The organism is Trichocoleus sp. FACHB-40, assembly GCF_014695915.1.
GTDB lineage: Bacteria > Cyanobacteriota > Cyanobacteriia > Cyanobacteriales > FACHB-T130 > Funiculus > Funiculus sociatus.
The window spans coordinates 154,877-173,520 of record NZ_JACJPF010000041.1 but is presented as its reverse complement, the minus strand read 5'-3'; the positions used below and the strand labels follow the sequence as shown (position 1 = coordinate 173,520).

General features: G+C 46.6%; 19 protein-coding genes. 11 read left to right on the top strand and 8 right to left on the bottom strand.

Annotation, left to right across the window (positions count from 1 at the left end; translation table 11 throughout):
* Positions 1–48 precede the first annotated feature (48 nt).
* The 4 genes from H6F63_RS07270 to H6F63_RS07255 all read left to right on the top strand — a co-directional run bounded on the left by H6F63_RS07270 (position 49) and on the right by H6F63_RS07255 (position 8,249).
* Positions 49–3,501 (top strand): isopeptide-forming domain-containing fimbrial protein, encoded by a 3,453-nt coding sequence (locus H6F63_RS07270; RefSeq protein WP_190636126.1) that lies wholly within the window; start codon positions 49–51, stop codon positions 3,499–3,501.
* 38 nt (positions 3,502–3,539) lie between these two features.
* Positions 3,540–4,154 carry a pseudouridine synthase gene (locus tag H6F63_RS07265; RefSeq protein ID WP_190636211.1) on the top strand — a complete coding sequence of 205 codons (615 nt, stop codon included), beginning with the start codon at positions 3,540–3,542 and terminating at the stop codon, positions 4,152–4,154.
* A 462-nt stretch (positions 4,155–4,616) separates the two neighbouring features.
* Positions 4,617–6,824 carry a serine/threonine phosphatase gene (locus H6F63_RS07260; protein ID WP_190636124.1) on the top strand — a complete coding sequence of 736 codons (2,208 nt, stop codon included), beginning with the start codon at positions 4,617–4,619 and terminating at the stop codon, positions 6,822–6,824.
* Positions 6,825–6,929: 105 nt separating this feature from the next.
* Positions 6,930–8,249 carry an FHA domain-containing serine/threonine-protein kinase gene (locus H6F63_RS07255; RefSeq protein WP_190636123.1) on the top strand — a complete coding sequence of 440 codons (1,320 nt, stop codon included), beginning with the start codon at positions 6,930–6,932 and terminating at the stop codon, positions 8,247–8,249.
* Here the strand turns inward: H6F63_RS07255 and H6F63_RS07250 are convergent.
* Positions 8,246–8,467: a DUF4327 family protein gene (locus H6F63_RS07250; RefSeq protein WP_190636121.1), complete on the bottom strand. Its 222-nt coding sequence runs from the start codon at positions 8,465–8,467 to the stop codon at positions 8,246–8,248. The two genes, H6F63_RS07255 and H6F63_RS07250, sit on opposite strands and share 4 nt — an antisense overlap.
* A gap of 409 nt (positions 8,468–8,876) precedes the next feature.
* On the opposite strand from H6F63_RS07250, the gene H6F63_RS07245 reads away from it, so the two are divergent.
* On the top strand, positions 8,877–9,764 hold the full coding sequence (locus H6F63_RS07245; RefSeq protein WP_190636118.1) for a lipid kinase: 888 nt from the start codon (positions 8,877–8,879) through the stop codon (positions 9,762–9,764).
* Here H6F63_RS07245 and H6F63_RS07240 read toward each other — a convergent pair.
* Together H6F63_RS07240 and H6F63_RS07235 are read right to left on the bottom strand one after the other, a co-directional pair.
* Positions 9,761–10,522, bottom strand: a complete 762-nt coding sequence (locus tag H6F63_RS07240; RefSeq protein ID WP_190636116.1) for a Uma2 family endonuclease — start codon at positions 10,520–10,522, stop codon at positions 9,761–9,763. The two genes, H6F63_RS07245 and H6F63_RS07240, sit on opposite strands and share 4 nt — an antisense overlap.
* A 76-nt stretch (positions 10,523–10,598) precedes the next feature.
* A complete protein-coding gene (locus H6F63_RS07235; protein ID WP_199297821.1) occupies positions 10,599–10,817 on the bottom strand; it encodes a hypothetical protein in 219 nt (72 codons plus the stop codon).
* Positions 10,818–10,939: 122 nt separating this feature from the next.
* Here H6F63_RS07235 and H6F63_RS07230 point away from each other — a divergent pair, with 122 nt between their 5' ends.
* The gene (locus H6F63_RS07230) at positions 10,940–11,188 is read left to right on the top strand and encodes a helix-turn-helix transcriptional regulator (RefSeq protein ID WP_190636114.1); all 249 of its coding nucleotides are present in this window, start codon (positions 10,940–10,942) and stop codon (positions 11,186–11,188) included.
* Positions 11,189–11,245: 57 nt separating this feature from the next.
* Here the strand turns inward: H6F63_RS07230 and cimA are convergent, their stop codons facing one another.
* A complete protein-coding gene (gene cimA, locus H6F63_RS07225; RefSeq protein WP_190636112.1) occupies positions 11,246–12,889 on the bottom strand; it encodes a citramalate synthase in 1,644 nt (547 codons plus the stop codon).
* Between the two features lie 102 nt (positions 12,890–12,991).
* On the opposite strand from cimA, the gene H6F63_RS07220 reads away from it, so the two are divergent.
* From H6F63_RS07220 to H6F63_RS07210, 3 genes are all read left to right on the top strand, one after another.
* Positions 12,992–13,321, top strand: coding sequence for a 2Fe-2S iron-sulfur cluster-binding protein (locus H6F63_RS07220; RefSeq protein WP_190636110.1), 330 nt, complete (start codon positions 12,992–12,994; stop codon positions 13,319–13,321).
* Positions 13,322–13,482: 161 nt separating this feature from the next.
* Positions 13,483–13,989, top strand: a complete 507-nt coding sequence (locus H6F63_RS07215) for a hypothetical protein (RefSeq protein ID WP_199297846.1) — start codon at positions 13,483–13,485, stop codon at positions 13,987–13,989.
* Positions 13,990–14,087: 98 nt separating this feature from the next.
* Positions 14,088–14,849, top strand: a complete 762-nt coding sequence (locus H6F63_RS07210) for an ATP-binding cassette domain-containing protein (RefSeq protein WP_190636107.1) — start codon at positions 14,088–14,090, stop codon at positions 14,847–14,849.
* On the opposite strand, the gene H6F63_RS07205 is transcribed toward H6F63_RS07210, so the two are convergent.
* Positions 14,846–15,616 carry a winged helix-turn-helix domain-containing protein gene (locus tag H6F63_RS07205; RefSeq protein WP_190636104.1) on the bottom strand — a complete coding sequence of 257 codons (771 nt, stop codon included), beginning with the start codon at positions 15,614–15,616 and terminating at the stop codon, positions 14,846–14,848. The genes H6F63_RS07210 and H6F63_RS07205 overlap by 4 nt on opposite strands.
* 396 nt (positions 15,617–16,012) lie before the next feature.
* Between H6F63_RS07205 and H6F63_RS07200 the strand changes: the two genes are divergently transcribed.
* Together H6F63_RS07200 and H6F63_RS07195 are read left to right on the top strand one after the other, a co-directional pair.
* On the top strand, positions 16,013–16,312 hold the full coding sequence (locus H6F63_RS07200) for a hypothetical protein (RefSeq protein ID WP_190636103.1): 300 nt from the start codon (positions 16,013–16,015) through the stop codon (positions 16,310–16,312).
* Between the two features lie 154 nt (positions 16,313–16,466).
* Complete coding sequence (locus H6F63_RS07195) at positions 16,467–16,721, top strand: DUF6761 family protein (protein ID WP_190422140.1); 255 nt, start codon at positions 16,467–16,469, stop codon at positions 16,719–16,721.
* Positions 16,722–17,195: 474 nt separating this feature from the next.
* Here the strand turns inward: H6F63_RS07195 and grxD are convergent, their stop codons facing one another.
* The 3 genes from grxD to H6F63_RS07180 all read right to left on the bottom strand — a co-directional run bounded on the left by grxD (position 17,196) and on the right by H6F63_RS07180 (position 18,526).
* Complete coding sequence (grxD, locus tag H6F63_RS07190; RefSeq protein ID WP_190421978.1) at positions 17,196–17,519, bottom strand: Grx4 family monothiol glutaredoxin; 324 nt, start codon at positions 17,517–17,519, stop codon at positions 17,196–17,198.
* A gap of 72 nt (positions 17,520–17,591) precedes the next feature.
* Positions 17,592–17,849 (bottom strand): BolA family transcriptional regulator, encoded by a 258-nt coding sequence (locus tag H6F63_RS07185; protein WP_190421980.1) that lies wholly within the window; start codon positions 17,847–17,849, stop codon positions 17,592–17,594.
* 44 nt (positions 17,850–17,893) lie between these two features.
* Positions 17,894–18,526, bottom strand: a complete 633-nt coding sequence (locus H6F63_RS07180) for a hypothetical protein (protein WP_190421982.1) — start codon at positions 18,524–18,526, stop codon at positions 17,894–17,896.
* Positions 18,527–18,644 lie beyond the last annotated feature (118 nt).

Below are 18,644 nucleotides of genomic sequence, written 5' to 3'. Positions count from 1 at the left end.
TTACGTTCGGCAATTTTCCTTTCAGGTTTTCCTTCATAACAAGCAAACGTGAAATTACAGGGTCAACCTCTCAAAGCCTTTTTTTCTTTCCCGCATCTGTTCTGGATCGCTGGCAGCGCGCTTTTCTTATTAGCAGCCAGTAGTTCGCAGGTATCAGCTCAAACGATTATAGTTGATGAAAATTTTAAGAACTCAACTCTCAATCCTGTCAATACAAACTGGTCATTTGGTATAGGAAATGCTGTCTCAGATCCGCCTTGCCTAACAGCAGCACCCTTGCAGGCATCTCCACCTACTTCAGGTTCTGGTTTTATTCCTGGTTGTCCCATCACTACTACTAATGCTCCTGTTGGCGCTACTAATGGGACAATATACGATTCGCCTGGAAATGGGGCGCTCAGACTTACTCCTGCCAAGAACGATCAAGCTGGTTTTGTTCTTTACAATCAACTGGTTCCGTCAAATCAAGGACTGGTAGTTTCTTTCGAGTTCTACTCATACGGTGGTGAAGTAGGCGCAGATGGAATTAATTTCTTTTTACTTGATGGCTCACAGCCAATACCTACACAAGCTGGAGCTTTTGGTGGCTCCCTAGGTTACGGGACAAACACTACTGGTGCTAATGCCGGGCCGGGCATTGCTGGTGGTTATGTGGGAGTTGGAATTGATGAATTTGGCAACTATTCCAATAACAACGAAGGTCGTGTAGGTGGTAAAGTCAGTGGAAATGTTCAAGTACCCGATTCAGTAGCTTTGAGAGGAAATCAAGCTTCCGGTTATGAATACCTAACCGGAAGTGGCGATCTGGGTGATATAGACTTCGCTGCTACATTTATTACCGATCGCAACGCTGGAGACGGGGTAATTAAAAGAACAGCCAAAATTACCCTGACACCAGATAACAAAATCTCTGTAGAAATAGATTTTGGTGCGGGATATCAACTTGTTGTTCCGCCTTATGATTTGAGTAATAACGTTACACAAGACAGTAGAAATAACTTAGTTAACCAAACTCTCCCTCCTACGTTGAGGTTTGGCTTTGCTTCTTCAACTGGAACATTTACAAATATTCATGAAATTCAAAGCCTGAGAATTGATACTTTAGTTCCCCCTGTAGCGGATCTGAGCATCACCAAAACCGATAACTTGGACATTGCCAACCCAGGCGATACCATTACATACACTATTGTGGCAACTAATAACGGTCCGGCAGGCGTATTCGGAGCCAGCGTGACCGATACCTTACCGATTCAACTTGAAAATGCCACATGGGCTTGTACCGCCACAGCAGGCTCTATTTGCAATGCCCCGACTGGCAGTGGCAATATTAACACAACTGTAAACTTGCTTCCTAGCGGTACAGCGACCTTTACAGTCACAGCGCAGGTGAAAGCTGGGGCGACGGGAAGCATGGAAAACACAGCTAGCGTTCAGCTACCACCAAACTCCGGTCTAACCGACCCGACTCCAGACAATAACAGCGCTACAGATGCCACCAACCTACCTGCGATTGCTCCCGATCTAGCGATTGAAAAGACTCACACGGGCACCTTTATTGTAGGTAAGCAAGGAGTTTATAGCTTGAGCGTGAGAAACTTGCCTACATCTGGTTCTACCACAGGCACTGTCACAGTACAAGATACGCTGCCCGCCGGACTGAGTTTTGTCTCTGCCACTGGCACCAATTGGAGTTGTTCGGCGTCGGGGCAAGTTGTTAGCTGTACCTACACTGGCGGTATTGTAGCACCAGGCGAAAATTTGCCAGCGATCGCTCTGCGAGTTAATGTGGACAGTGCAGCGACAGGAAATATTACTAACTCTGCTACTGTTACCACACCTGGAGACGATCCGAACGATCCTGATAACCCTAATAAATCCAACAATACAGCTAATGACCCCACAACGGTTAATATCGGTCCGATAACGTTCAAATCCGTCCGCTTTTTGAGAGACAACGACAACACCGGAACGCTCACCGCTGGCGATGATATTCAATACACCATTATTGTCGAAAATCCCAGCAGCAATACAGCAGCAATCACAGGCGTAGTAATTAGCGACACCATCCCTACTCAATTGCAGGTGTTACGAGATGGTTCTAACACGGTAACTATTGACTCAGGCTTTGCGCTTTCCCCCAACTTGCCCAGCACTAGCTTTAATGGCACTGGCAATTCCGTCACCTTTACCCAACCAGGAACGCTAAATCCTGGTATTAGAGCAACTCTCACCTTTAACGCTCGGATTCTGCCTAACAGTGCTAGTCCAGTTGCTAACCTGGGCAGCGTCAATTACACAGGGGATGGAGGTAATCCGGTACTGACCGATGCCAGTGACTCTACTAATCCTACTGGGCCTGGTTCTGGAGTTAACCCCGGCACTCCAGGAAGTGTCTCCTCTGGCGGTAATGTGAACCAACCTAATGATAGTAATGCCGACCCGACGATTATCAACTTTGTTACTCCCTTGAATCCCTCCGGCAGCAAATCGGTGCGTTTAGCCGTAGACGCGGATGGCAGCGGCTCTCTCACCAACGGGGACATATTAGAGTACACCGTTACTTACACTAACAATAACTCCACCAGCGTAATTAGTAGCTTTCTAGTAATTGACCCCTTGCCTAACAGTTTGAGTTTCGTACCGGGCAGTTATATTTTTACAGCTACTAACGGTTTTGCTGCTGCCAACAACAATACAACTGTGACAGCTAATTTTAATTTCAACGGTACAACAGACACTAATCTGAGCAATCCTAATGCCACAGGGCAACTTGGTGCAGGCGGGGGTAGGGTGACAATCAAGTTCCGCGTCCAAGTGGTAGCTGCTGCTGGAACGTCGATTAGCAACCAAGCCCTTGCTACATTAAATGGAGGGAGATTACCTCCCGGTAGTTCCTATCCTACCGATGCGGTGTCAGGGCCAGGAGACTTAAATCAAGGCACTGGTGGTGGAAACAATGACCCAACACAGCTAGTAGTAGCTGCTGGTGGTCCCGCGCGTCTGCGGTTGGTGAAGAGAATCACGAGAGTAAATGCAACGCAGTACGCTAACTTTGTCCCAGCCGAACCTGCCGACCCCAATGAAACAGCTTTTCCTAACTTTGCTCAACTGTTATTGGGAGTTCCAAAGCTAGGGGGAAATACACCTTTAATAAGTGGTGATGAGGTAGAATACACGATTTATTTCCTATCTGATGGTGGTAGCCCAGTTAATAATGTCAGATTCTGCGATGCGATTCCCACTGGAACAACTTTTATCTCTGATAGTTTTAGTCCTGGTGCAGGTATTTTGGTGAATCGAGCAGGAATAAGTGCCTCTTTGACTAACTTAGCGGATGCTGACGTAGGGACATTTTTCTCATCTCTTGCTCCATTGGCTGCGGGTAATGCCTGTCCTAATCAAGGTAATCCTGATGGTGCAATAATTGTAAATTTAGGTAATATTTCTAATATTGCTGGTAATAACTTTGGTTTCGTGCGCTTTCGGATCAAAATTAACTGAAGAAATTACAATTTAAAATCTTAAACTTGAAATCATAAATTAGCGTGTACCGATATCTGATTTTTTACAAGCCTTATGGCGTCTTGACTCAGTTTACAGACAATAGTTCAACTGAGCACAAACGCAGCACGCTGAAAGATTATATCTCCGTTCCCTCGGTTTATCCGGTGGGTCGCTTGGATTGGGATAGTGAAGGATTGCTGCTGTTGACTAATGATGGACAGTTGCAGCATCGTTTGAGTAATCCTCGATTTGGGCATCCTCGGACGTACTGGGTGCAGGTGGAACGGATTCCGGATGAAGATGCTCAGGAGCGTTTGCGTCAAGGTGTGGTAATTCAAGATTACCGGACGCGACGGGCAAAGGTGAAGTTGTTGCCAGCAGAACCATCGCTACCACCGAGAGATCCGCCGATTCGATTTCGGAAAAATGTGCCGACAGCTTGGTTAGAGATGACTTTGTTTGAGGGAAAGAATCGCCAAGTGCGGCGGATGACGGCGGCGGTGGGGTTTCCGACGTTGCGACTGGTGAGGGTAGCGATCGCTCATCTGAGTATTGTTGGTCTAGACCCCGGACAGTGGCGGGATTTAAGCTTAGTTGAGCTAGAACTATTAAAGAAGCTATGTCAGACTAATGGTAGTCGCATTAAGTAGTTGTTATTTGTCAGCGATCGGTGAACAACTGTCAAGCACACCTGTAGGTAGTAGCTAGACTGCAAAGCCATTGCTAGATTCTATCTAGCGCGATCGCGCAAAAGCAAAACTTATAGTCTAGGCATATCTCATCGGGTGCTATGCTTGCCTATTACGTCAAAGTCGAATGGCACTTTGCCCTAAAATAAAGGACTCTTGGAGAAGCCACTGGGTATCTACGAGGCTGATAACTGACAACCCATTTCAAGGGGTTGAAAGTTTAGCCTACTTTAGCTTTAAGCCGGAAATTTATTTTTTCCTTTCAACCAGCCAATGCCATTCCATCAAAGTCTATTGACGCATACTAGAAACTTCTGCCTAATGAGGTTGGAAGCTTCGAGTGCGACATGGCAAACTAGAAAAGCAGTTAGTTTGTCTTTATTTCGATTCAACACACCACAAGGGAATTGAGGAAGTTCCGCCATGCTTGTTTGTCCCCAGTGTCAATTTGAAAACCCCAATACCAACAAGTTTTGTCAAAAATGTGGAACTTCCCTAACCCACAAAGTTTGTCCTCAATGCACTACTCATGTGCCTTTTAATCTGGAAAATTGCCCAAATTGTGGTGAGGAGACGGGAACTGTCAGGTGGGCGATTCTTTCTATCGAGCCAAAATTGTCAGTTGTCCCACAAGCAACCTCACAAGCGTCAGCGGATTCTGCCGACAAGGTTGCAGAAATTGCCTCTACAACTCAAACAACACAGCCGTCGTCTGATGTCTCAGTCGCCCAAACAATACCACCAGAAATTATTGTAGAACAGGAAGACATTACTACAGTCCCGCTACTCGATACTCCAAAGGTAGAGGTATCACCTGCATCTGTAGAGGCCGCAGAAGACACCCTCGATTTGACCTCAACTACATCTCCACTATCACCAACGGTTTCTGTTTCATCAGCTGATGACCAAACACAACCGTTGGGAGCAAATGAAGCAATTGACCTAAGTCCGGCTGAGGAAAGTTCTGATGAGCAACAGAGCGTTGATAGCAGTATTCCAGAAGACAAAGAAACAAAGCCACCAGAACAAACATATTTAGACCAGCAAAAGCGTTATCAATTGCTGGATAGTCCGCCTCAAAATTCCGGAGTCACTGAGGTGATGGTGAGAGTTTTGGATACTCAACCGTTTCAACAGTCTTTGCTGGAAGCTGTGGTTGATAGTGCAAAGTCAGAATCGACGACAGCTTCAGAAGACACTCTCTCCGCCAAAAGCATTCCGGGCATAGTTAGAGCATATTTGGATTTACACAATAAGTTTTATCCAACTGTGCCAGCAATTCACGATGCGTGGCAGGAAAATGAAACTTCCGTGGTGCTACTAGAAGACCGCTCCGAATTGCCTCTGCTCATCGAGCTTTGGAAGAATGCCCAAATGCCAATGTTGCAGATTTTGTACTGGCTAGATGAGATGGCAAAATTGTGGGCATCACTGGAACCCTGGCAGATGCGTCAGAGTTTGCTGGAATTGTCGAATTTGCGGGTGGATGAAGACCAAACACTGTGTCTGCAAAGGTTGTATGCAGAATCAGAAGATACGCCAATAACGTTACACGATCTGGGGCAAATGTGGCAGGGGTTATTCTACCAGTCCCAGCGAACACAATTTAATTCTTTGGATCAATTGTTTCGGGATTTGCGCGGGAGTAAGATTTCCACGGCTTCAGAAGTGCGCTCGCGTCTAGAAGAAATCGCTAGTGAAATCGAATCCAACCAACAACAAAAAGTAAGTCGTCAGGATCTGCCCACATCAGCAGACAGCAGCGAGGGCGATGATATGCCCACCATCATTCTACCGATGCAGTTGCTCAGTCTCGATGATGCTGGTTACACCGATATTGGGCGACAACGCGAACACAATGAGGACAACTTCGGCATCCAGACACAAGTCAAGAAGCAGGAAACCCCACTAGGTCGCACTGTGCAGGCGCGTGGTTTATACATTCTCTGCGATGGCATGGGGGGTCACGCTGGTGGGGAAGTAGCATCATTGATGGCTGTGGACACGCTGAAGCGATATTTCAAAGCTAATTGGCAAGACCATCTGCCATCGGAAGACAGCATCCGTGAAGCGATACATTTAGCCAACAAAGCAATTTACGATACTAACCAACAAAACGCCCGCTCTGGCAGCGGCCGCATGGGTACTACTCTGGTGTTGGTATTGGTGGAGGATACTAAGGTAGCGATCGCTCACGTCGGCGATAGTCGTCTCTATCGCCTCAGCCGCAAACTCGGCTTAGAGCAAGTCACCGTAGATCACGAAGTCGGTCAACGGGAAATCCAGCGAGGAGTAGAACCCACACTCGCCTACTCTCGCCCCGATGCCTACCAGCTTACCCAAGCCTTGGGGCCGCGAGATGAACAGTTTGTTCGTCCTGATGTCCAGTTTATGGAACTTAATGAAGATACTTTGCTAATTTTATGTTCCGATGGTCTATCAGATAATGACCTGCTTGAAACTCACTGGCAAACTCACCTGTTGCCTCTCCTTAGTTCCAGAGCTAACCTGGATCAGGGGTTGATGCAATTGATTGATCTGGCCAATCAGCACAACGGTCACGATAACATTACAGCAGTGGTAATCCGGGCGAAAGTGCGACCCGACCTGGAGCATCAGCAGCTTTTCTAAAAGTTGGGGGTTTTGGGTTTTGAGTTTTGAATTAAAGACTTAAAGCACAAAACTCAAAACTCCGGAGCAACGGAAATCTACGGCTCCGCAAAACTCAAAATGATTATGGTTACGCTGACCCTTCTAGATTCACAGTCATCCGCGCCCCAAGAGCATTGGGAATTCCAGCACGACACCATTAGGATTGGTCGCGCTCCCGATAATGACGTGGTTCTCAATGATGGCATGGTTTCCCGGCATCACCTGGAACTTCGGAGAATTGGCAATTCTGAAGCAAACAGTGATGGGAAAACTACGTCCGGGCAATGGCTGCTAGTTAATCAAGGTACGAATGGCACCTTTGTTAATGGCATCCTGATGTCCCACGGAATTGTATCTGATGATTGCCTGATCCAGTTGGCGCGAGGGGGGCCAGTGCTGAAATTTCAAATCAGCGCTCAGTCCTATGCGATCGCTCCCAGCTCTCTCCCAGCCCCAGTACCCCTCATTCCCCCCTACAACCAAGGGGGGGACAAAGGAATTCTGCTAGCTGGAGGGCGTAAGCCCCTCCTATCCCCAATCTTCAACCCTTGCACCCACGAGGGAAATCCACCTGGTAATTTGTTCTGTATTCACTGCGGTCAACCTGTGGTTCAGGTGCAGCGGTTCATTCATCATTACCAAGTTTTGCGGACGCTGGGACAAGGCGGAATGGGAACTACCTATCAAGCTTTGGACTCTCAACGTCCGCGTGGCGCATCTTTAGTGGTGCTAAAGGAAATGAACGCCGACATGGCTCAAAATTCCAAAGCTAAAGAACTCTTTGAACGCGAAGCCCGCACTCTAAAGACCCTGAATCATCCCGGAATTCCTCAGTATTATGACTTCTTTGTGGAAGAAGGCAAGAAATACCTAGCGATGGAACTAATCCAGGGTGAAGATTTAGAAAAGCGCATATATAAAAAAGGGCCAGTCCTACTCAATCAGGCGATTGAGTGGATGATTCAAACCTGCGACATTTTGGGCTATATCCATAGCCAAAGCCCGCCCCTAATCCATCGCGACATTAAACCCGCTAATTTGATGGTGCGCTACCGCGACAATCAAATAGTCGTCTTAGATTTTGGAGCAGTAAAAGAAATTGGCACGCCACCAGGGACGCGCATCGGTGCGCCAGATTACAGTGCGCCAGAACAAGACCGAGGTCAGCCAGTCACCCAATCAGATTTATATGCCATTGGCCCGACACTGATTTTCCTTTTAAGCGGCGAAAGCCCCCAAAAGTATTATCAACGGCGGGGTATGGGATACCGATTTAATGTAGAAGGGGTGCCGACAATTACACCCCAAGTGCGGCAGCTGATTGAAAAGGTGACAGAACCCAGGCCAAGCGATCGCTATCAGTCAGCAAAAGAACTGTCTGAAGCTTTGACCGCCTGCCTTTAGTCCTCGTCGTCCCAGGCTTCCACCTCTAACAAGGCGCTGACTGGATCTTGCATCGTAAAGTCAAATTCAAGTAGTTCTTTTTTCCAGTGAGGCCACTCATCGCCGTAAAGGAAAGCAATTTTCCAGAGGCTATCAGTAGGCTTGAGGATATTGGATTCTACAAGTGAATGCACCTGACGCTGCATTTTCACCATTGGGTGAATAACTTGCTGTCTCATATAGTAGAAATCAGTTTTGCAAATACTAAAGTGAAAAAGCTTCCCGCTTCTTTTTATTGCGTGGAGTTCGGTGCGCTCGCGGAAGCAATCCTTATCTCTTGTAGCGTAAAATGGTGCATTCTGGCAAGTCTTTTTGGGACTAATGTACGGTAATTACTACCACCCGCCAATCGATTTTGGATTTTGGATTTTGGATTTTGGATTGTTAAATCTCAATTTTGGATTGGAAAATCCTTGTCCCTAGCCTGTTTGAGAAATTTAACCGGGAAAAATCTAACCCTGCTTGAGCGATTTGCAGCTTCCCCACATAATAAATATTACCTGATGCTGCAACCCTAAGCATATACTTGAGGCTTGGAGGATGGTGGTAATTTCTTTCTCCTACGACTGATTGCCTTAAAAAATGCAGATGAGTCAGCGGGCATTGCTATTAATTAATCCTAAGTCTCGACGCGGTTACAACGCTCGGCAGCAAGCAATGCAACAATTGCAACAGCTGGGTTTTGAACTGGTGGAGCCACACAGTGGAAACCCCAAACAGTATTCGGACTTGATCCGGCAATACCGCCAACAGATTGATATGGTCATTGTTGGAGGTGGAGATGGTAGTGTCAATGCCTCTGTGGAGGGATTGTTAGATACAGATTTACCTTTGGGAATTCTACCTTTAGGTACAGCTAATAATCTTGCCAGAACCCTCGGCATTCCCCAGTCATTGCCTGAAGCTTGTAAAATTATTGCTGGTGGTCAAGTTCATCAAATTGACCTGGGCTGGGTGAATGGTCAGTATTTTTTTAATATTGCAAGTCTTGGGCTGAGTGCGGAAGTAAATCGCCGAGTTTCCAAAAAATTAAAGCGGCATTGGGGAGTTTTAGCCTATATTGTCACCGCGTTACAGGTAATCTGGACAGTGCGACCGTTTTGGGTAGATGTCCTGTCAGATGGACAATCTATCGAGTTTAAAACCTTGCAGATTACTGTGGCTAATGGTCGGTATTACGGCAGTGGCTTGGTGATTGCCGATGATGCCACCATTGACGACCAAAGGCTGGATCTGCATAGCTTGGAAATTCAGCACTGGTGGGAAATGCTGCCGCTAATACCACTTGCATTATCGGGTAAATCTGTCAAGGGTAAGGGAGTGAGAACTATTAGCGGCAAAGACATTGAGTTACATACTCGCAAGCCTTACCCAATCAACACTGATGGCGAACGCACAACCGAAACGCCAGCACGATTCCGAGTTATCCCGAAAGCATTGTCAGTTATTGTGCCGTCATCTTTCCAGAGATATTAATCTGGATCTAGACCAAGCGATCGCAATCGTTCAGCCAGCAGTTGAGCGCGAAGGCGTTCTTGTTCTAATTCTGCTTGAGCTTGTTGAGCTTGGGCTTGAGCTTGTTCTAGTTCTGCTTGAGCTTGTTGAGCTTGGGCTTGAGCTTGTTGAGCGTTTTGGATTGCTTGTTGAGCTGCTTCCTCTGGTGTCGGTACGCGATCGCCTTCTGGAGTAAAATAACGTAGCTGCCCCTGTTCAACACCCAGATACAAGCCTAGCTCCTCACTCCAACGCCAGCCCATGTCGTTAAGGGCAATTTCCTGATACCGATTCCCCATCAGCCTCCAGCCCTCAAATTCCAGCATATCTGGGGAAAACCAAAAGTATTCTGGTGTACGAAAGCGGTCTTGATACAAATCTTTCTTTAAAGTCCGGTCTGTCGTAGCGGTAGAAGTTGATAGCAACTCGATAATCAAATTGGGATACTTGCCATCTTCTTCCCAAACAACCCAAGCATTGCGAGGACGCTTTTGGGTTTGCTTGACTAAGAAAAAGTCAGGGCCGCGAAAATCGCGATTTCGCAGTTGTTGGCGACTAAAATATATTGTGAGATTGGCACCGATGAAATAATCTTCTCTGTCACGCCACAGCCATTCTAGACAGCTGACGAGCAACAGCAGTTGCATATAGTGTAAGGAACTTTCCATTTCTGGTTCATCGCTATACAACTGGGTAGCATCAGGCATCATCTCTTCTAGTTCCTGGGCAGATAGAACCATTTGCCTATACCTCGCAGTGACTTAGTTTTATTGTCGCTGATTCAATTAATCGGAATCCGCCGCGTCAAGATACTCATCACCTCGCCAGGATTTGAAGCAGGTGAAAGGGGACTCCACTCGCTAACCTCAGCAAAACCCAAGCAGTACAGCGTGAGAATCGTACTGGTGACACTTTTTTAGAACCAATCACCAACACCTTGAGGGGTTCTCGATTTGGCGATGGTACGGCAGAGGCGTTGGTGGAGAAGGGAACGGCAGATGTTTCGCTTGCTTGGGAAAGAAAGTTTTTGTGCATTTTGCTTCACCTGATTTTTGGCTAACGCTAACGTCGTCCTAATGGATTACGTTTGATTGTACAGTATGTAATCCATTAGGCACACATTTACTACGTCATAAGCCTCTGACACGATCAGAGGCATGGGAAAAGCAGGCGAAGCTCTAAAGCAGGTGTTGGAATCTTATAGTATTAGCCAGAACAGATTAGCAGTGGCTCTAGGAATTGAACGTGGCAGTGTTTACCGCTGGGTTCATGAAATTAGAGATCCGACAGCTGAGACGGTTAGAGATATTGTGAAGGCTCTCCAGGGAATAGAACCAGCTGCGGCAAAGAAGTTTATCGAAGTGTACTTGGAGGACTTGATTGAGGTTGAAAATGAAGATGAGTAGCCATCCCGTTATTTGTAGGACATCGCGCAGGCGAGATGCCTGCGCTACGGTGATTGGTCATATCTTTGTAGGAGAGGGGTTTCGCCTGTCATTTCGCCTTGCTCCCAACAGCAAACCGTATTCAATCCCTTCGACAACTGCCTGATAAGAAGCTTCCAGAATATTGCTGGAAACGCCTACAGTAGCCCAGCGCTGATGCCCATTACTTGATTCCACCAGCACGCGAGTTTTCGCCGCAGTACCCGCGCCACTGTCTAAGATTCGCACTTTGTAGTCTGTCAAGTAAAAGGCGGCAATTTCTGGGTAGAAGTTCACCAACGCTTTGCGTAATGCTTCATCCAGCGCCGAAACTGGGCCATTTCCTTCCGCAGCTTCTAAAATGTCTTTGCCATTGACGGCGACTTTCACCGTAGCGAGGGCATTGGCATTCTGCACGATATCGCAGTGAACTTGAAAGCCTTTGAGTTCAAACATTTGCTCTCGCTGTCCCAAAGCTTCGCGCATCAGCAAGTCAAAACTCGCCTCAGCTGCCTCAAATTGAAAGCCTTCATTCTCCAGTTCCTTGAGTCGGCGCAGGATGTCGCGACAGGCGGGATCTCCCTTATCTAGGTCTATGCCAAAGCTACGTGCTTTTGCCAAAACATTACTTAATCCGGCTTGGTCGGAAACAACGATTCGGCGTTCGTTGCCTACCTGTTGTGGCTGAATGTGTTCGTAAGTAAAAGGGTTGCGTTCGACGGCGGAAACGTGAATGCCGCCTTTGTGAGCAAAGGCAGAACGTCCAACAAAGGGGGCGTATTCGTCGGGGGCGAGATTGACGATTTCGCTGATCAGGCGAGAAGCTTCTGTAAGTTGAGCTAGTTGTTCGTCTTGGATACAGCTATATCCCAGTTTTAGTTGCAAGTTGGGAATTACTGAGCAAAGGTTAGCGTTACCGCAGCGTTCGCCGTAGCCGTTGATGGTGCCTTGAACCATTCTGGCTCCTTCCATGACGGCTGCGATCGCATTCGCTACCGCTGCATCAGAATCGTTGTGAGTGTGAATCCCTATCTGGGGAATTGGGAATTGGGAATTGGGAATTGAAAATTGCGAAATTGCTGTGACAACATTTTTCACAATTTGACTAATTTCGTGGGGAAGGGTGCCGCCGTTGGTGTCGCACAGTATCACCCATTCTGCACCAGCAGCGATCGCACTCTCTAACGTCTGCATCGCATAATCTGGATTCTGCTTGTAACCATCAAACCAGTGTTCCGCGTCGTAAAACACTCGCCGTCCCTGACTTCGCAGATACTCAATCGTATCTCGGATCATCTCTATATTTTCTTCTAGGCTGGTCTTCAGCCCCTCTGTAACGTGCAAATCCCACGATTTGCCGAAAATTGTCACCGAACGAGTACCAGCCGCCAAAATCGGTTGCAGCATCGGATCTTCAGCCGCACTGATGTTGGGGCGGCGAGTCGAACAAAACGCCACTACTTCCGCTTGGGTGAGTGGTTCTTCTTTGAGTTGCCAGAAAAATTGCACATCCTTGGGATTCGCCCCAGGCCAACCGCCCTCAATGAAGGGAATGCCCATTTTGTCTAACTTTCGGGCAATCCGCAATTTATCTTCCAGCGACAGCGATAGTCCTTCGCGTTGTGCGCCGTCTCGCAGTGTCGTGTCGTATATCCAAATCTGGTTTGTTTTATCTGAGTTCATGAACAAGTTAGATGGGGAGATAATTTAGAAACTTTTTGTAAATAAATGTAAAAATATACTTAACAAAAGTAACCAGTTAGCAGAGCCATTGAATTAATCATTATGCCAAAGGTGACAGCTCAAGGGAAAACATTTGAGTGCAATAAGGGTGCGAATCTTCGCCAAGTTTTACTCTTAAATGACATCGACCTGTACAACGGCAACGCGAAAATTATAAATTGTATGGGAATTGGCACTTGCGGCACTTGTGCAGTCGAGGTAGAAGGGGAAGTTTCCCAACCGAACTGGAAGGATAAAACCAGGCGATCGCTTCCTCCCCATTCTCCCACTTCAAATCTCCGATTAGCCTGCCAAACTCAGGTTTTAGGCGATATCAAAGTCTCTAAATATGACGGCTTCTGGGGACAAGGTTCGTCCCTTGTCTGGAGTTAATTTCTCGTTCGCAGGCGTAAGCCCGCAGAATGTCAGTAGCAAGGCAAAAGCGTCGTTTGAGGAGCTTGCTTCATCTATATCAGTTTAAAGCCGTGTCAAAAAACCTTGAATTAGAATCACAATCTATTTTCCGCATTTCGCCCCTGATTCGGATCACGCTAATGGCGCTATACTTGGCGCTAACGATTCCCTTACCGTTTTTGGCGCAAGTGTCAGATACTCCCATCTCGCCTAAGTTACTTTGGGTGGGAATTTGCTTAGGGTTTATGGCGCTTTATGCTGCGTTAAGCGAACGGGTAATTCTGGATGAGGAAAAAATCCAGGTGACTTATCCTAAATGGGTTCCCCGTTTTTTCCGCAAGGGTTGGTCGTTACCTTGGGCAGATGTAAAGGAATTAAAACTTCGCACTACTGGGCAAGGCGGAATAGTTTACTATTTTGTCAGCAAGTCGGAACAAAAAGCTTATTTGCTGCCGATGCGGGTAGTTGGTTTTGCGCGGTTGGTTAAGTTGGTGGAAGCGAAGACGGGAATTGATACAACCGATGTGCGTCCTTTGGCGCAACCCTGGATGTATCTAATTTTGTTGGGGTTTACGCTGTTGCTGTTATTGATAGATGGTTGGACAGTGTGGACGGCGACGACTCAAGGAATCTTAGGAGGTGCCTAAGCACCACCTAACCCCCTAACCCCCTCTAGGCAGCGGAGAGGGGAAGAAGAAGAAAAATAATCTCAAATTGTTTTTATACGCCTTTTTCAGCTAATTTTTTGAACTACGAAGACACTAAGACAAAAAGAGAAGTGTTGCGGCTAGAACAGGTGAGTTTAGCGGCTTCCGTGGGTTCGCAGTATTTGCTTAAGGATATTTCTTTTGAGGTATTCTCCGGCGATCGCATTACTATTATCGGCCCTTCTGGCGCCGGGAAAACTTCGCTGTTGCGCCTATTAAATCGCCTGAATGAACCAACATCTGGCAAGATTTATCTGGAAAATCAAGAATACGGTCAAATTCCCGTTATTCAGTTGCGACGGCAAGTGATGCTGGTTCCTCAAGAACCAAAACTCTTGGGTATGACTGTCAGAGATGCTTTAGCTTACCCTTTGGTTTTGAAAGGCGGCACAAAGCAGGAAATTAGTCAACAATTGCTACAGGTAAGCGAACAACTGCACATCCCCGAAGATTGGTTAGGTCGCACGGAGGTGCAATTATCGGTAGGACAACGGCAACTGGTAGCGATCGCGCGTGCTTTAGTCATCCAACCGAAAATATTATTACTCGATGAGCCGACATCTGCTCTAGATGCTGGTCGTAGCGATCGCGTTCTGCAAGTTTTGACCCAGTGCCTAGAGGGATGTGCAGTGGTGATGGTCAATCACCAGTTAGATTTAGCCCAGATGTTTTGCGATCGCGTTTTATATTTGCAGGATGGCCGTCTGCTTACCGACAAAACAGCACATCAGGTAAACTGGGCTAATCTACGCGAAACCCTGATTCAGGCAGAAGCTCAGGCAGCTGAAGAATGGAGTTAATAACTGGTAAGCGCCGAACGCTGACCGTTTCCATTTCCATTTCTGGTGCGAGTATTACCATTTGTCTTGGGTTCCAGCGCATTGAGAATCTCCGGATTGAACCGATAGCCGACGTTGCGGACAGTTTGAATCAAACTGGGTTGTCGCGGCACATTCTCAATTTTCTTGCGTAGGGACAAAACGTGAGTGTCAATAGTGCGCGGGTTATCAATGGCATCAGGCCAAGCGCGGCGCAGCAGTTCCGAACGGCTTAAGGGCAGTCCCCCAGCCTGAGCCAGTACATAAAGTAAACTGAACTCCTGGGGCGTTAAGTCAATAAACTCCTCTTTGAAACGGACTCGACGCTGTACTAAGTCTATTTTCAGGTCGCCATAATCTAAATACATGGGCGCTGCTGTGACTCGCACGCGGCGAACCAAAGCCTCAACCCGTGCCATAAATTCTTGCATCCCAAATGGCTTAGTTAGATAGTCGTCAGCTCCCGCTTTTAAACCATTAACGATATCTGCTTCTGTGTTGCGGGCAGACAGCATCAAGATGAGTGATTGTCCCTGTTCCTGGAGCCATCGGCAAAACTCGATACCATCACCATCCGGTAAGTCGGAATCAAGGATAACGACTGTAGGTTGGCGAGTGAGATATATCTCTCTAGCGTGATGAATTCCAGCGGATTGACACACCCAGTAGCTTGCTTGCTGTAAATGCCAGCCCAGTAGCGATCGCAGGTGCGGGTTTCCCTCGATGATCTGAATACAAATCGATCCCACGGCAGCAGGCTTCCTTCAAGCTGGTGTGTTCCACATTAACAAAGCTAATGTCATGATTCTGTAACTACTGCTACGGAGGCGCATTATGCCACCCTATTTTTGATTTTGGCCCTTCGAGCGAAACTCAAAAGTGGGATCGCCGCCCGCATCTAGTTACAATAAAGTTAACGAAGCTTAACGTTTAGTAATCATCCCCTGAACGATGCTATGCCAGAACCCTAGAGTTAGTAAAAAATTTTCCCAACTTACCTAAAGAGTGTCTCCACTCTGGAAAATAGCTTAAAAAATCCACGAGCAGATAGTAGAGAAGCGATCGCTCTCTAAAGCAGGTTGTAGCAGATGAATCCAAAATGGGTAGGTTAGTGTAAACAGAACATTGTAGAAATCGCCCAAGGGATGTATGCCGCTGATGCTCTAGTTTTCTACGATAGAAGTAATCAAGGAAGCGATCGCTTTTGGTGTACGCGCCCTAAAAAGCACCTCGCCTCTATCGTTCGCCCCGGAAATATGAGTTTTGATGTTTCTCTGAGGTACAAAATCAAGGAAGTCCCGCAGCGGCGATGCTGGATGTCTCCCGACGCTTGCCACAAACGCACTGACACCTTTTTAAAGGCAATTACTCAAGGAACACAATCGAGATTTCCATCATCACAAAATTTGTATATAACAGAAGAGTGTTTTGGGCTATTCCGCTGAAGAAAGACCTGTAGTTCTGGCTATGGAATTTTCAGATAAAGTACGCGATCGCTATAGCCCACTGCCCAAACTGGCTAACAACCCGCAGAATCAAACTTTCCTTGTTCCTGCTTCACCCTTTATACTTCATAATTCACACTTCTTACTTCCGACCATGCTACAGGATACACAAACCATCCGCTACTACCAAAAACTCACCGACGCCCTCGTCGAAATGTGGAACCGGGGTTATCGTTTCGATGATTTGCGGCTGTATTTAGATGGCTATCTCGCCGCCCTGCGTCAAACTAGCGCCCTCGAACCGTTTCATATACACCGCTTAGAAGAAGAAGTCAGCAGATACATTTACGATCCGTCCAACTTTGAAATGACACAGACACAGACACAACCAAAATCGGACTACTATTAGCTATTTTGGATTGCGTTGGTCAAAAGAAACATCTTTCAAATCGTTGCCTGTGGATAATTAATAATTTTGTTACCGATTTGTCCACAGGTAGCCGATTCTGGGTTAATAGAATCCATTTTTTGAAGCATCAGAAATATCCTACTTTGAGTACGATTCCCCTCCTATCAAATTAAATTAATAAAAAATACCCTCAGATAAATCTTTATTTTAAAGAACTTTCTGAGGGTATTTTTTTGTTAGTTTCAGACGGTTTACTTAAGAATAATCATAGAACAAAACCTAACGAATGCTGATTCGCGTTGGCTTTCATTCCTTAACCCAACCTACGTAGGTTTTGGATTTTGAGCTTCTAAGTGAACCGTATTGAGGTTCGATGGAGTGGTAAAGAAACCCAAGGAGTATGCTGGGTTTCGTTCCAAGGGTTCAGCCTACAAAATTTTTCAAAACTGATGTACAGTCATGCAAAATATGAGTTTAAGAAGCAAGAGCAACTTCAACCATTTCCTGCAATTCACCCTTCTGGTACAGCTCAATCAAAATATCCGAGCCGCCAACAAACTCGCCATTAATGTAAACTTGGGGAATTGTAGGCCAGCTGGAATACTCCTTAATTCCCTGCCGAATTTCCCAATCATCCAGAATGTCAACCGTCTGGTAGGGAACACCCAGAGTATTTAAAATCTGCACCACATTGTTAGAAAAACCACATTGGGGCATCAGCTTGTTGCCCTTCATAAAGACCACAATTTTGTTTTCTTTGAGCAAGCTATCAATCCGCTCTTTTAGTTCTGGGGTCATAATTTTGCTTGAAATGCCTCTATTGTCTAGTTTACTTCTAGTGCGCTTGCATAGCACCGTCCTCAGTTAGGCTTAAACAACCCTAACTGCCTCCCAATCCTGGGGAGTATAAGTTTTCAGGGCTAGAGCGTGAATAGCTTCAGTTGCCATAGCTTGCTGTACAGCACCATAAACAATCTGGTGCTGTTGCACGAGCCGTTTACCTTCAAACTGAGACGAAACCACAGTCACTTGATAATGGTCCCCACCGCCAGTCAAATCTTGAACCTGTACCTGAGCATCCGGCAACTTTGCCTTGATCATTTCCTCTACTTGAGCTGGGCTAACCATTTCTACTCCCGTTTACACTTCACAATTCAATCTTTAACTCTAATTTAGCGTTGGGGAGCAGAAGAAGATGAGGCGGGGGGATTATTGCTGGCGGGAGTGGTGCTAGGTGTATCGATAAAGCCTAGTTCCACTAGCTGCTGATAAGCCTTCTTCCCTAAGTCACGAGTTGGCTGCTGAGAGCGCACAATCTGAATCAACAAAGGTACTGCCAAATCTGGCTGATTTTGCGCTCGATGTACAAGTGCCAACTGATAAGTCGCCTCATCCCGAAGTTGGGCAGCTTGTACTGCCTTTTGACGTTGACTTTCGTAAACTCGGTTATCAATTCCCGAAAAACTAGAACCTAGTTGTTGATAAAAATTAGATAGCTGGTTGAAAACTTGACGAGCGTCTTGGAGTTTCTTGGCAGCGATCGCGTAGTTCTGCGAAGAAATCGCACTATTGGCTTCCGATAGCAAACGCTGCCCTCCCGGCATACTCAGGAGGCTACTATCTTGACTCAAGGGACGGATATTGTTCGGATCAGTAAAATCCGGCTGTGACTGACTGGCGTCTTCTGGTAGAGCAGGAACCTGGTTCTGAGCCTGCACGGGTTGTAGCAGGGTCAAAGTCACACTCAAGGGTAAAAAAGCAAGGCAGGTAAAGCCGAGGCGGCAAGCAGTTCCAGAAGATACCATAAAGTAACTTAAGAGTTAGAGGGATGAAAACACGACGATGATAAACTTTGGGTATATTAACATTGCCTGGTTCTACTGCGAAAAGGAACAGCAGCAGTAAAAGCCCCAAAGCCTTGCA